Source organism: Arthrobacter sp. 05L417 (genome assembly GCF_056397865.1).
This window is the reverse complement of the sequence record NZ_JBFTOG010000023.1, coordinates 1-12680: the sequence shown is the minus strand read 5'-3', so window position 1 is coordinate 12680 and position 12680 is coordinate 1. Positions and strand designations below refer to the sequence as shown.

General features: G+C 63.1%; 14 protein-coding genes and 1 pseudogene. 7 read left to right on the top strand and 8 right to left on the bottom strand.

Going from position 1 to position 12680, the window contains the following annotated elements; all coding sequences use genetic code 11:
* Positions 1 to 20: 20 nt before the first annotated feature.
* The 3 genes from AC1DJW_RS16275 to AC1DJW_RS16265 form a co-directional block, all read right to left on the bottom strand.
* Positions 21 to 332 carry a hypothetical protein gene (locus tag AC1DJW_RS16275; protein WP_476901879.1) on the bottom strand — a complete coding sequence of 104 codons (312 nt, stop codon included), beginning with the start codon at positions 330 to 332 and terminating at the stop codon, positions 21 to 23.
* A 273-nt stretch (positions 333 to 605) separates the two neighbouring features.
* Positions 606 to 1127 carry a DUF6328 family protein gene (locus AC1DJW_RS16270; RefSeq protein WP_350225171.1) on the bottom strand — a complete coding sequence of 174 codons (522 nt, stop codon included), beginning with the start codon at positions 1125 to 1127 and terminating at the stop codon, positions 606 to 608.
* Complete coding sequence (locus tag AC1DJW_RS16265; protein ID WP_284755563.1) at positions 1124 to 1333, bottom strand: hypothetical protein; 210 nt, start codon at positions 1331 to 1333, stop codon at positions 1124 to 1126. Before AC1DJW_RS16265 ends, AC1DJW_RS16270 begins: the two co-directional genes overlap by 4 nt.
* Before the next feature lie 174 nt (positions 1334 to 1507).
* On the opposite strand from AC1DJW_RS16265, the gene AC1DJW_RS16260 reads away from it, so the two are divergent.
* Both AC1DJW_RS16260 and AC1DJW_RS16255 read left to right on the top strand, forming a co-directional pair.
* Positions 1508 to 2488, top strand: a complete 981-nt coding sequence (locus tag AC1DJW_RS16260; RefSeq protein ID WP_284755559.1) for a cation diffusion facilitator family transporter — start codon at positions 1508 to 1510, stop codon at positions 2486 to 2488.
* Positions 2489 to 2718: 230 nt separating this feature from the next.
* Positions 2719 to 3135, top strand: a complete 417-nt coding sequence (locus tag AC1DJW_RS16255; RefSeq protein ID WP_460455432.1) for a hypothetical protein — start codon at positions 2719 to 2721, stop codon at positions 3133 to 3135.
* A 15-nt stretch (positions 3136 to 3150) separates the two neighbouring features.
* Here the strand turns inward: AC1DJW_RS16255 and AC1DJW_RS16250 are convergent, their stop codons facing one another.
* The 4 genes from AC1DJW_RS16250 to gad form a co-directional block, all read right to left on the bottom strand.
* Positions 3151 to 4041 (bottom strand): helix-turn-helix transcriptional regulator, encoded by an 891-nt coding sequence (locus tag AC1DJW_RS16250; protein ID WP_284755556.1) that lies wholly within the window; start codon positions 4039 to 4041, stop codon positions 3151 to 3153.
* A gap of 116 nt (positions 4042 to 4157) precedes the next feature.
* A complete protein-coding gene (locus AC1DJW_RS16245) occupies positions 4158 to 4310 on the bottom strand; it encodes a hypothetical protein (protein WP_172465612.1) in 153 nt (50 codons plus the stop codon).
* An 89-nt stretch (positions 4311 to 4399) separates the two neighbouring features.
* Positions 4400 to 5266: a class II glutamine amidotransferase gene (locus tag AC1DJW_RS16240; RefSeq protein ID WP_476901878.1), complete on the bottom strand. Its 867-nt coding sequence runs from the start codon at positions 5264 to 5266 to the stop codon at positions 4400 to 4402.
* Positions 5267 to 5294: 28 nt separating this feature from the next.
* Positions 5295 to 6695 (bottom strand): glutamate decarboxylase, encoded by a 1401-nt coding sequence (gene gad, locus AC1DJW_RS16235; RefSeq protein ID WP_284755641.1) that lies wholly within the window; start codon positions 6693 to 6695, stop codon positions 5295 to 5297.
* A 243-nt stretch (positions 6696 to 6938) separates the two neighbouring features.
* Here gad and AC1DJW_RS16230 point away from each other — a divergent pair, with 243 nt between their 5' ends.
* The 5 genes from AC1DJW_RS16230 (at position 6939) to pgsA (ending at position 12438) form a co-directional block, all read left to right on the top strand.
* The gene (locus tag AC1DJW_RS16230; protein WP_476901877.1) at positions 6939 to 8525 is read left to right on the top strand and encodes a S53 family peptidase; all 1587 of its coding nucleotides are present in this window, start codon (positions 6939 to 6941) and stop codon (positions 8523 to 8525) included.
* Between the two features lie 111 nt (positions 8526 to 8636).
* Complete coding sequence (locus AC1DJW_RS16225) at positions 8637 to 8921, top strand: YegP family protein (protein ID WP_284755550.1); 285 nt, start codon at positions 8637 to 8639, stop codon at positions 8919 to 8921.
* A gap of 246 nt (positions 8922 to 9167) precedes the next feature.
* Positions 9168 to 11177 (top strand): threonine--tRNA ligase, encoded by a 2010-nt coding sequence (gene thrS, locus AC1DJW_RS16220; protein WP_284755548.1) that lies wholly within the window; start codon positions 9168 to 9170, stop codon positions 11175 to 11177.
* A 30-nt stretch (positions 11178 to 11207) separates the two neighbouring features.
* Positions 11208 to 11816, top strand: a complete 609-nt coding sequence (locus tag AC1DJW_RS16215; RefSeq protein ID WP_284755547.1) for an HIT family protein — start codon at positions 11208 to 11210, stop codon at positions 11814 to 11816.
* On the top strand, positions 11809 to 12438 hold the full coding sequence (pgsA, locus tag AC1DJW_RS16210; RefSeq protein ID WP_284755546.1) for a phosphatidylinositol phosphate synthase: 630 nt from the start codon (positions 11809 to 11811) through the stop codon (positions 12436 to 12438). Before AC1DJW_RS16215 ends, pgsA begins: the two co-directional genes overlap by 8 nt.
* A gap of 83 nt (positions 12439 to 12521) precedes the next feature.
* Here the strand turns inward: pgsA and AC1DJW_RS16205 are convergent.
* A pseudogene (locus AC1DJW_RS16205) lies at positions 12522 to 12680 on the bottom strand (DUF222 domain-containing protein); the annotation flags it as partial.

Below are 12680 nucleotides of genomic sequence, written 5' to 3'. Positions count from 1 at the left end.
TTGGTGCTCGCTTAGGCGATCTAGCCGGCGTCGAATGTTTCGCCGTCGTCGTCTTTCGGGGACTTATCCTCGGGCATCCCTGTTGCATCGCCCTTCGGCTCCGACGAAAAAGACCTTCCGGGACCGGTCCCCTCGGAGTTCGAGTCGTCCAGCTCGGCATCGGCCGATGGGACAGCAGCTGAATCGTCGTCCTCCTCGGGTGTCGTTGTGTCGGTGTCCTTCGACTGATCCGCTTGCTGCCCCTCGCGTCCTGGCATTTCTTGTTCGGGCGTCGGGGTTCCGTAACCTCCGAACTCCTCTTCCTCGGCTGCATGGTGCTCGTGCATATCCATACCGTCCTTCCGCATTGGTTGAACCTGTTGATGGAAAATCAAGAACCGGCTACTCACGACGTCTTCGGTCGTGACCGGGAGGGCGGCCTGGAGATCCAGGACCCGGGCCCCGGACGAGAGGGACGCCGGCCCTCTTTCGGCGGTCGCTTGAGCTTGCTACCACATCGAAATTAGTAGGCTGGCGGTCTCTTGTCCATGGATTCCGGGAAATTGATCAGCAAACTTACTATCTTGATCTTAAAGGCCTAGACTAGGCCGGCATTGGACCTCGAACTAGGGTTCCGAAGCTACCTTCCGGCGCCGGGGAGACCAGGAAAGCAGGGGGTACAGCAGCACGAGTGCCGCGAGAGCGACAAGAATGCCGCCACCCGCCGCGAGGCCTGCCTCGGGCCCCACGGCAACGCTGAAGATCAGTCCGGCGCATCCTGCAATCAGTAGGGCTACGCAAGCCAGGACAGCCTTCACGATCAGGTTCCCTGCAGCCACCAGCCGGTACTTGACGTGATGCTGGAAAAGTCGCCGGTGCAGGCTGACCGGAACCAGCATGAGGCCGGTAGTCATGGTTGCCAGGACAACGAGGAGGAGGAACCACCATTTCTGCAGCTCCGTCAGCGTGCCGAATCGCTGTTGGAAGGGAAGGGTCAGCAGGAAGCCTCCAATGATTTGGACGCCTGTCTGGAGGACGCGCATTTCCTGGAGCAGCTCATTCCAATTGCGGTCCATCCGTTGGTCCTCGGACTCGTGCCTGGTGTCGGGAGCCGGCCCGGGGAGCAGGGGATCTTCCGGTCCGCTCACGACGGACGCGGCAGTTCGCAACCTGCCACGGGGTTCAGTCCCATGTAGTTCAAGGGACCGGCAACAATATTCAGGCTAATCGTTGCGAACTGGGAGCACTGCGCCGGGACGGCGCTGAAGTAGCCTCGCTGTCCGGCCGCTACTGCTCCTATGACGAGCCAGATCACCACGATCAGCCCGAAAATCGACCCGAATCGCATGGCCATCGACCAACCTCTCATCGATTCCGAATATCATCAGCTTACTTATTCAGGGACGTCGACCATAGGCTGGCCGATAACGACGGCGGCGGGAATGCGGTCCGTAACGCCCAAACCTTCCGATCCTTCCTGGGCGACCACCAGGGGCGGCCTCCACCATTGTTGGGTACCGTAGCTTCCATGGCTCAAACCAAGAGGGTCAAGATGCAATCGTCATCACTCATGACCGTGATCTTGGCGTTTGCGGCAAATCTCCTTGTCGCCGCGGCGAAAACCGTTGCTGCCGTGATGAGCGGGTCTGCCTCGATGATCGCCGAGTCCGCCCACTCCTGGGCCGACACCGGAAACCAGGTCTTCCTGCTGGTGGCCGAGAGGAGATCCTCGAAAAAGCGGGACGTGGCCCATCCAATGGGCTACGGCAGGGAAGCATACGTGTGGTCGATGTTCGCTGCGTTTGGGCTTTTCACCGCCGGCGCAGTGGTCTCCGTGATGCACGGCATCCAACAGCTTTTCGCACCGGAGCCCGCCCGCGATTTTGCGATCGCCTACGCGGTCTTGGCGATATCTTTCGTCCTCGAAGGGGGATCGTTCGTCCAGGCGTTCCGGCAGGCCCGCAAGTCCGCACGGGAGCTTGAACGCCGCACTTTGGAGCAGGTCCTCAAGAGCTCGGATCCCACCATGCGTGCTGTCTTCGCGGAGGACAGTGCCGCATTGATCGGCCTCGTCATTGCCTCCATGGGCGTCTTCCTGCACCAGGTCACAGGATCCCCGGTGCCTGACGCTCTCGGATCCATATTTGTCGGCATCCTTCTCGGTGTCATCGCAGTGGTCCTGATAGATCGCAATCGTCGCTTCCTTGTAGGCCAAGGCGTTACTCCCGAGCTTGAGAAATCGATGGCAATGCGCGTCTTGGAACATGCGGAAATCGAACGGCTGACGTACTTGCACTTGGAATTCGTTGGTCCACGCAAGCTGTATTTAGTGGCCGCCGTTGATATCAAGGGCGACCTCCGGGAACATGAAGTGGCCGTGGCCCTGCGCCGCGTCGAACGCGAACTCGAGGATCAGGAAACCGTGGAGGAAGCCGTGCTGACCCTGGCCACCCCCGACGAACCCTCATTGACCTTTGGCACCCGCAGGCACTCTCCAACCGTGGAGTAGCTGTCTGGCTGGCAATCCGCTGGCGCTGCCCTGGCGAAAACAAGTAGACGACACTCGTGCCATGCTTCACGCAAAGTTGTTGACTCAAGGAACCTGCCTCCGCGCGCTATCCGAGGACGCCGATCTCAGCTGGCCAACGGCAGGGTCGGCCGCAGGATGGAACCGGCGCGGCGGATGCTCAGTCAATGTCGAGGGGAGCTGCAATGGACGGGCAAATTTGGATTTGGATCGTGGTGGCGATTGTAATCATCGCGCTGATCGTCGCCGTCGTCGTTTTTGGGCGCCGTGCTAAAGACGCCGCCAACCGCAAGCGCGCCGCGGACCTCCGCGAGAAGGCCCGGGCCGACGCCGTCGGAGCTCATGAGCGCAGCGCTGAGGCCGCTCGAGCGACGGCCGACGCCGCGCGTGCCGAGAGCGAAGCGGAACGGCTGCACAAGGAGGCCGCGGACAAGCAGAAGGCTGCCGAGCGGGCCAACGAAGTCTCGCAAGACAGGCTGCGGCGGGCGGAAGAGCTGGACCCCGATGCAGGCAACCGCTCGGACCCGGATGGTACGGAAAGCCGCCGGGACAGGGACGACGACGAAACCCGACGGGAACGCGAGGACGACCGAGGCGACGAGGAGGGACGCCGGGACCCGAGATCGTAGGCTATCCCGCTGCCGTCACACTCCACCTGCAGCAGGTGCGGCTTGGGGTTGCTCTGCCATTTCCTGGGTGGCGGCCCAGCTCGCGAGGAGGCGCAGGGCATCTGCGGAAGGGGAGCCAGGTTCCGCAGGGTAGATGAATAGGGAGAGCCCGGTGTCCGCCGACAGTTCCATTGCCTCGAACAGCAGGCGGAGTTCGCCCACAACGGGGTGGTGGAAGTGCTTGAAACCGCTGTAGTGGCGGCGCACGTTGTGTGCGGCCCAGCGAGTGCGGAATTCATCGCTTCGGGTGGAAAGCTCTCCTACGAGGTCGCTCAGCCCGCGGTCGAACGGGTCGCGGCCGGCCTCGGTGCGCAGGATGGCCACCATGTTGTTGGCGGCAAGTTCCCAATCCGGGAAGAACCGCCGCGCCCGCTCCTCATCCAGGAATATGAAGCGAGCATAGTTGGCCGGCCGGACCGGGTTGACATACATCTCGGAATGCAAAGCAAGGCCGAGTTTGTTGGCAGCCAGAATGTCCATGCGCGCGTTGCGGACAAATGCCGGCGCGTCAGTGATGGCATCAAGGGCAAACTGGACACTTGGCCGGACCTGCTGCGGGGCCGACCGACGCTGCCGCTTGCTTGTTCCGGCCGTGCGGGCGAGATCGAAGAGGTGTGCGCTCTCAGCCTCGTCGAGTTGGAGGGCATTGGCCAGTGCTTCCAAGACGCTTTCAGACACTCCCGCAAGGTTTCCGCGTTCAAGACGGGTGTAATACTCAACGCTTACCCCGGCCAGGGTTGCGACTTCTCCGCGACGGAGCCCGGGTACTCGGCGGTTCCCGCTCGACGACGGCAGCCCCGCCTGTTCGGGGGTGATCTTCGCCCGACGGGAAGCAAGGAAATCGCGAGCGTCGTTCCGGTTGTCCATGCGATCAACGATAGTGACCTAAAAGCGCCTTGAGGGAGTCCCTGCCAGTACCTCTATCAACGGAAACTTCCCAGCGGCGGTGGTGGCCCCGACGTCGGCCGAGACCCGACGTCGTCCTAGAAGATGTGGAAGTCGCCGGCGTCGGCGTTCGCAGACGGGTACACCACGGGTTCCCGTCCCAGCTCCAGCAGGACGTCGTTGATGCTCATTTGCCCGTCGAGTTGGACGGCCGGGACGAAGGCGGTTTCGGATTCGACTTCAGCGGTCATGGATCGATCTTATGCGCGGCAGGGCCCATGGACACGATGAACACGCGGCCTTCAGGCTAAGACGCCGAGCGCTGGCTTGTGGTCGAGGATCACGGTTTCTGGGATGCGGCCGCCGAGGGGGAGAGGTCGGACAGGGTTAGGGGATGTGCCGGAGCCTCCGGGAACGGGTGGCTGATAGTCACAGCCAAATCCGGATTGACGTGGACCAGAGCGCCGGCGGGCAGCGCACTCCACTGCGGGTTGTCATCCATCGGTTCGGTGGCGATGAGGACGTGTCCGGCACGCGAGGCCTCCCTGCTGTGCGCGCGGATGCGGGAGCTCCTTGCGTCCAGGGGAGCTGCCTCGTCCGAGCGGGTAGGCAGCCGTTCCAGAATGTGAAGCTCATGCGTGTCCGGGTACCTGACTGCCCAAACATCGCTCGCGGTCGTCAGGATGAGGTTCAAACTGAACACCGGTAACTCCTTGGCGATCCAGCTGATCGCCTGGGTAATTCCTTCGCCGACGTCGCCATCCGCCCGTCTGCTTTCCGCGGTGATCAGCGCGAAGAGGCGCTCACTGTCGGTCTGGCCCTTCACCAAGTCCGCGACCCCGAACTCAGCCAGCCGCTGATCGAGCCGTTCAAGGTCGCCGAAGGCTCCGTTGTGGGCGAACAACCGCCCGTCCTGCTCGAACGGATGGGTATTGACCATGGTGTGCGCGCCGGTGCTGGCATACCTCACATGGGCCAGGAACGTCGTGCTCTTCAGGACCCGTGCCTCACGTGCAAAGGCGTGGTCCTCCCATGCGGCGAGCGGTTGTTTGGCGACATGGGCCTTACCGTCGCCGTCAAAGGTGCCTATTCCGGCGCCGTCGGGCTCGCGCTTGCTCTGGTCGGCGAGGCTGTCCGGGGCGTCCAAAAGCCAGAAAGTGGCCCGGACTGCTTGTGAACCGGCATGCAAGCCGAACAACCGGCACATGGCACGCATCCTTCCTTGAAGCGGCTGGCTAGTGGTGGAACGCCTGGGTTTGCCCGCCGGCGGGCATCGGCGCGGTGAGGCCGTCCAGGTAGGCGACTTCCTTCTTGAGGTCGGCCAGGAAGCTGGACGCGAGGTCGCGCGTGAAGCCGTTGCGGACAACGATCCGCTGGACAGTAATCTCGCTCAGTCCTTCGGGCATGGGGTATGCGGGGACGAGCCAGCCATTCATCCGCAGCCGTTCGGACAAGTGGTGGAGGTTCCACTTTTCCGTGTAGCCGTCAGTGAGCTGCCAGGCAAAGACCGGAATGTCCGATCCGTCGCTCCACAAAGTAAACGACTCCATCGCCCCTATTTCGCTGGAGAGATAAAGCGCCACGTCCCGGGAAGTTGCCTGGACGGATTTGTAGCCCTCATATCCGAGCCGGAGGAACAGGTAGTACTGAAGGAGCACCTGGGCGCCGGGGCGTGAGAAGTTCAGGGCGAAGCTCGGCATGTTGCCGCCCAGGTAACTGACATGGAAGATCAGGTCTTCGGGCAGCGCCTGCTCGTCACGCCAGATGACCCAGCCGAGGCCGGGATAAACCAAGCCGTACTTGTGGCCGGACGTGTTGATCGAGGCAACCCGCGGGAGTCGGAAGTCCCAGACGGTCTCCCGCTGCAGGAAGGGTGCAACCATGGCTCCAGAGGCGCCGTCGACGTGGATCGGAATATCCAGGCCGCGTTTTTCCTGGATTTCGTCCAGCGCCGCCGAGATCTGTTCCACGGGTTCATATGCTCCCGTGTAGGTCACTCCCATGATCGCTACAACGCCAATGGTGTTCTCGTCCACGTACTTGTCCAGCTCGTAGCCGTCCAGCACTTGGTGTTCCTTCGATACGGGAACGTACCGGGCCTCCACGTCCCAGTAGTTGCAGAACTTCTCCCAGCACACTTGGACGGCCGAGCTGAGGACCAGGTTGGGTTTGTCCGTGGAAAGACCGGCCGCCCGCCGTGCGTGCTGCCAGCGACGCTTCAAGGCCAGTCCGCCCAGCATGCATGCCTCGGAGGAACCGATCGTTGAGGTCCCAACGGATTTGGCGGGCTCGGGCGCGTTCCACAAGTCTGCGAGCATCCGCCAGCAGCGGGTCTCGATCAAGGCCGTCTGGGGGTATTCGTCCTTGTCGATCATGTTCTTGTCGAACGTCTCGGCGTACAGTTTCGACGCTTCCGGTTCCATCCACGTTCCAACGAACGTTGCCAGGTTCAGGCGGGAGTTGCCGTCCAGCATGGCTTCGTCGTGGACAACCTGATAAGCAGTGGAAGGAAGGGACTCCCCGTCCGGAATGGTGAACCGTGGAAAAATACTGGATTCTCCCGGTCGGCTGAACACCGGGTTCAGTTCTACTGCAGTGTCGGGTTCATGGGCTGATGTTCGGTGTGACCTATTGATGGTTCGCTCCTTTGACTCGCCGCAGCGCAGGCCGCTGCAGTGGCATGGCCCGCCAAGGCCCCACGCTACCGTGGGTGGCCGCCCTGCCCAAGCCCTTCCGGGAGCCGCAATCGCTCAGGTTGGCGCAGCTCAAAGAGGTGATCGTCGCAGCTTGAGGTCTCTCCCAGGCCATGGTGCCAAAGTGGCTCCTGGTGCATAATCTCAGGGGACTGAGCTTTGTCACCGCGAGGGTAGGAGGCACCAATGTCGATGCAGGACACTCCAGAAGATCGCCAGCCGGGGGAGACGCAAAGCGTTCCGCTGCCAGGATCAGAGAGGGCTCCCGCTCCGGGCGTCCGGGCTACCTTCGGTCCCGTTGATCCTTCCCGTCGGATCGAGGCGACGGTCATCCTGAGGCGCCGGGAAGAAATGGCCGACGTTCCGTCCGCAGCCCTTTCGCGGGACGAACTTGCCTCCCGATACGGCGCATCGGCAGCAGACCTGGATCTGGCTGTAGGCACTTTCGCCAACCTCGGTCTCGACGTCGTGGAGTCGGACGCGGCCAGCCGCAGGATTCGGCTGGCCGGAACCGTGGAGCAGATGAGCAACATCTTCGGGACGTCCCTCGACGAGCTGACGAGCCGCAGCCCGGACGGCACCGCTGTCACCCACAGGCATCGCACCGGCGGCCTGCAACTACCTGCAGCCCTCGACGGCGTCGTCGTTGCCGTCCTCGGCCTTGACGACCGGCCGCAGGCCCGTGCACAATTCCGCGCCATCCCCCTGGCCGCGGCCAGTACCAGCTATACCCCGCCCCAGCTGGGAAAGATCTACAACTTCCCTAAGGGAACGGACGGGACGGGTCAAACCGTAGCCATCCTCGAGCTGGGCGGCGGCTACGGGCAGCAAGACCTTGACGCTTACTTCCAGGAGCTTGGTATCGCGACGCCGAGCATCACCGCGGTAGGAGTCGACGGCGGGGCGAACCAGCCGGGGCAGGATCCGGCAGGCGCCGACGGGGAGGTCCTGCTCGACATTGAAGTGGTCGGCGCCTTGGCGCCGAAGGCCAACATTGTGGCCTATTTTGCTCCCAACACCGACGCCGGGTTCCTGGATGCGATTGTCGCAGCCTCCCATGCAAACCCGGCGCCGGCCGCGATCAGCATCAGTTGGGGCCAGAGCGAAGACGCCTGGACCGCCCAGGCCCGGTCCGCTTTCGACCAGGCCATGGCGGACGCCGCAGCCCTCGGAGTGACGGTGACAGCAGCAGCCGGGGACAACGGCAGTGCGGATGGCGCAACGGACAGCAAGGATCATGCCGATTTCCCGGCGTCGAGCCCGCATGTGCTGGCCTGCGGCGGAACCCGCCTTCAAGCAGACGCCGCAACAGGTGTCATCAGCGCGGAAACGGTCTGGAACGATGGCCCCAACTCGGCTACCGGCGGAGGATACAGCGATGTCTTTCCGGTTCCGTCCTGGCAGTCGGGCATCTCGGGACACGCCAAGCACAAGAAAGCTGGAAGGGGTGTGCCCGACGTCAGCGGCGTCGCCGACCCGCAAACCGGCTACCAAGTGCGCGTCGACGGGAAAGACATGGTGATCGGGGGAACCAGTGCGGTGGCGCCTCTCTGGGCGGCCCTGGTTGCCCGCCTCGCCCAGGCCACTAACAGGCGCTTCGGGCTGATCCAGCCACTGCTCTACCAAAACGGCACCCAACCGGCGTCGGGCTTCCATGACATCACCTCAGGCTCCAATGGAAGCTACCATGCCGGGACCGGCTGGGATCCCTGCACGGGCCTGGGCAGTCCGGACGGCAGTGCTCTCCTTGCATTGCTGGAAGCCAAGCCCTAGCGGACCTGCGGAACCGTCGCACTACTCCCAAAAACTCACCGCCCAAAGGGGTTTGGCTCGGTAGACTGGTTGGTGTCCTTTACAACCTCGGGTTTCAAAGGAGGCCACACAATGGCTGGATACTTTGAGCTGATCGACGGACCCAACGATGGGTACAGGATTGCCCTACGCGACGGCGAAGGCGACATTCTGGCGATGTCTACGACCTTCGCCACCAAGCAGTCGGCTGTTCGCGGGATATCCACACTCAGGGAGATCGCCGGAACGGCCCTCATCAAGGACCGGAGCCACGGACGGTGGACGCCGTCCCTTGAGCGTCAGGCACACCACTTGCATCTGTTCCACCAACCCGCATGGCGGAAGCACGAAGTAAGAAGCGCGGCAGGCCGCTTGTAGCCCTGCGGCAGCGCGGTTTCACGAACCGCCCCGCACTCCAGTCCCCAAGGCCCTCCCCGTTACGGGTTCCACGGGCCGCAATGAGGCATGCCAAAAATCCGTCCGCCACCAAGTCTTCCTGCTGAAAAACGGCTCGCCCGCGCCTGCTTTGGCTGCCCCAGCCCGAGCGGATACGATGGACGATGGCTGGCTGTGGTCCCCGTACGCCACAAGCTATGAAGCCTTATCAATGAATAGGAGACACCCGTGTCAGATGCCCAGCAGATCACCCTCATCGTCGATGGCGAAGAGACCAAGGTGACGGAAGGGACCACCGGCGCGGAACTCTTCTTTGAGCGCCGCGACGTCGTAGTGGCCCGTGTCGACGGCGAACTCAAGGACCTTGACCAGGTACTGCCCGAGGGAGCCCAGGTTGATGGCGTCACCATCGACTCGCCGGACGGCCTGAACGTCCTGCGCCACTCCGCCGCACACGTCATGGCCCAGGCCGTGCAGCAGCTTCGTCCGGATGCCAAACTCGGAATCGGCCCCTACATCACAGACGGCTTCTACTTCGACTTCGACGTTGCCGAGCCTTTCACTCCTGAAGACCTGCGCCAGCTCGAGAAGATGATGCAGAAGATCATCAACCAGAACCAGAAGTTCGTGCGCCGCGTCGTCACCGAAGACGAAGCCCGCGAAGCCATGAAGGCCGAGCCCTACAAGCTCGAACTGCTGGGCAAGAAGAACGACGCCGCCGACGCCGGCGAGGGCGTCAACGTCGAGGTGGGCGCCGGAGACATCACCATCTACGACAACGTGGACCGAAAGAGCGGTGAGAGCGTCTGGTGCGATCTCTGCCGCGGCCCGCACCTGCCCAACACCAAACTGATCTCCAACGCCTTCGCCCTGACCCGCTCCTCGGCGGCATACTGGCTGGGCAACCAGAACAACCAGCAGCTGCAGCGTATCTACGGCACCGCCTGGCCCACCAAGGACGCGCTCAAGGCGTACCAGGAGCGCATCGCCGAGGCTGAGCGCCGCGATCACCGCAAGCTCGGCGCCGAGCTGGACCTCTTTTCCTTCCCGGATGAGCTGGGCTCCGGCCTGCCGGTGTTCCACCCCAAGGGCGGGATCATCCGCAAGGCGATGGAGGACTATTCACGCCAGCGCCACGTGGACGCCGGATACGAATTCGTCTATACCCCCCACATCACCAAGGGACACCTCTACGAAGTGTCCGGCCACCTTGACTGGTACAGGGACGGCATGTTCCCGGCGATGCACATCGACGCGGAATTGAACGACGACGGCACCGTGCGCAAGCCCGGCCAGGACTACTACCTGAAGCCGATGAACTGCCCCATGCACAACCTCATCTTCCGTTCGCGCGGCCGCTCCTACCGGGAACTGCCCCTTCGGCTCTTCGAATTCGGCTCTGTTTACCGCTACGAGAAGTCCGGTGTTGTCCATGGTCTGACCCGCGTGCGCGGCATGACACAGGACGACGCCCACATCTACTGCACCCGCGAGCAGATGAAGGACGAGCTCACCACCACCCTGAACTTTGTCCTTGGCCTGCTCAAGGACTACGGACTAGACGACTTCTACCTTGAACTGTCCACCAAGAACGAAGACAAGTTCGTTGGCGAGGACGCCGCCTGGGAGGAAGCCACCCGTACCTTGGCCGAAGTAGCCGAGGCCTCCGGGCTGGAGTTGGTCCCGGATCCGGGTGGAGCCGCGTTCTACGGCCCCAAGATCTCCGTGCAGGCCAAGGACGCGCTGGGCCGCACCTGGCAGATGTCCACCATTCAGCTGGACTTCAACCTGCCTGAGCGGTTCGAGCTGGAGTTCCAGGCTGCCGACGGCACCCGCCAGCGTCCGGTCATGATCCACCGTGCCTTGTTCGGCTCGGTAGAGCGTTTCATGGGCGTCCTGACCGAACACTACGCGGGAGCATTCCCTGCCTGGCTTTCGCCCGTGCAGGTGGTTGGCATTCCGGTGGCGGAGGCGTTCAACGACTACATGTTCGACGTCGTCGGCCAACTCAAGGCCGCGGGCATCCGTGCCGAGGTGGACATTTCCTCCGACCGCTTCCCCAAGAAGATCCGCACCGCGAGCAAGGACAAAATTCCTTTCGTCCTCATTGCCGGCGGGGAGGACGCAGAGGCGGGTGCGGTGTCGTTCCGCTTCCGTGATGGCAGCCAGGACAACGGTGTGCCCGTTGCCGAGGCCGTCCGAAGGATTGTGGACGCCGTCAAGAACCGCGAGAGCTGACGAGTCGGACACCGCGGGGGGGCAGAAACAGTGCAGGAGAACACGGGCGTGACAGCTGATTATCCGGGCGATGCCGAAGTGACCGACGACTTCGGTCTGGCAGGTGTTCCTGATGCCTTCCAGCGCCTGTGGACTCCGCACCGCCTCGCCTACATCAAGGGCGGGCAAAACCAGTTCAAGAACCAGGACGACTGCCCGTTCTGCGTGGCTCCGAGCCGCACGGACGAGGAAGCCCTCATCGTGCGCCGCGGCAAGACGTGCTACGTGGTGCTCAACCTATTCCCCTACAACCCCGGCCATTTGCTGGTGTGCCCCTACAGGCATGTTCCGGACTACACGGACATCACGGTGCAGGAAACGGCGGAAATGGCGGAGCTCACGCAGACTGCGATGCGGGTGCTGCGAAAGGTGGCCAACCCGAGCGGGTTCAACCTGGGCATGAACCAAGGTGTGGCCGGCGGGGCTGGAATTGCCGCGCACCTGCACCAGCACGTGGTTCCGCGCTGGGGTGGGGACGGAAACTTCTTCCCGATCATCGCCCAGACGAAGGCCATCACACAGACGCTTGACGAGGTCCGGCAGCAGGTGGCCGACGCTTGGCCGGAAGAGTCGGAGCTATCCGGGGAGACGGATGCTTAATCGGCACGCCCGCGGGTTTTTCACCGGGTTGTTCTCGCCCCTTGCCCGATTCCTACTCAGGGTTGGGGTTTCGCCGGACGCCGTTACCGTCGTCGGGACCGCCGGCGTTGTTCTCGGCGCCCTGATTCTCTACCCCCTGGGCCAGCTCTGGTGGGGTTCGCTGCTGATTGCCGTTTTCGCGCTGTCCGACGTCGTGGACGGCATCATGGCGAGGGAGCAGGGACGCAGCGGACCGTGGGGAAACTTCCTCGACTCCACGCTGGACCGGCTGGCTGACGGCGCGATTTTCGCTGGCGTCGCAATCTGGTTCTTCACGGGCGGCGGGAACGGCACGATTGCCATGGCGGCACTCGCGTGCCTGGTACTCGGGATGGTGGTTTCGTACGCCCGCGCCAAGGCGGAATCACTGGGCTTCTACGCCAACGTGGGCATCGCCGAGCGCGCGGAGAGGCTCATTTCGGTGCTCCTCGTCACCGGCCTGACCGGACTCGGGTTGCCTCCCGTCGTCTTGCTGGTGACCCTTGTCATTCTCGCCGCCGCCACGGGCGTCACGGTCGTCCAAAGGATGGCGGCCGTCCGCGAACAGGCGATGGCAGACGTCGACGGCGGGACGCCAGCCTAAGCGGTGATTTGCCCGCGGCCGGCCCTGTTTTTGCGCGACGGCGATCAACCCCGTGTGCAGGCGCGTTTCGTGTCTGTGCAGGTTTATGTCCGGGTGGGTCTGAAGTAGTGGTTGCGTCGGGGTGTTTGGCGGGGGTCGAGGTGGGGTGGTGGTTTGAACCATGCCGTGCCGGTTTCCATGGTGATGGTCCAGTGTTCTTTGTGGATGACGTGGTGGTGGTGGCTGCATAGCAGGGTGCCGTT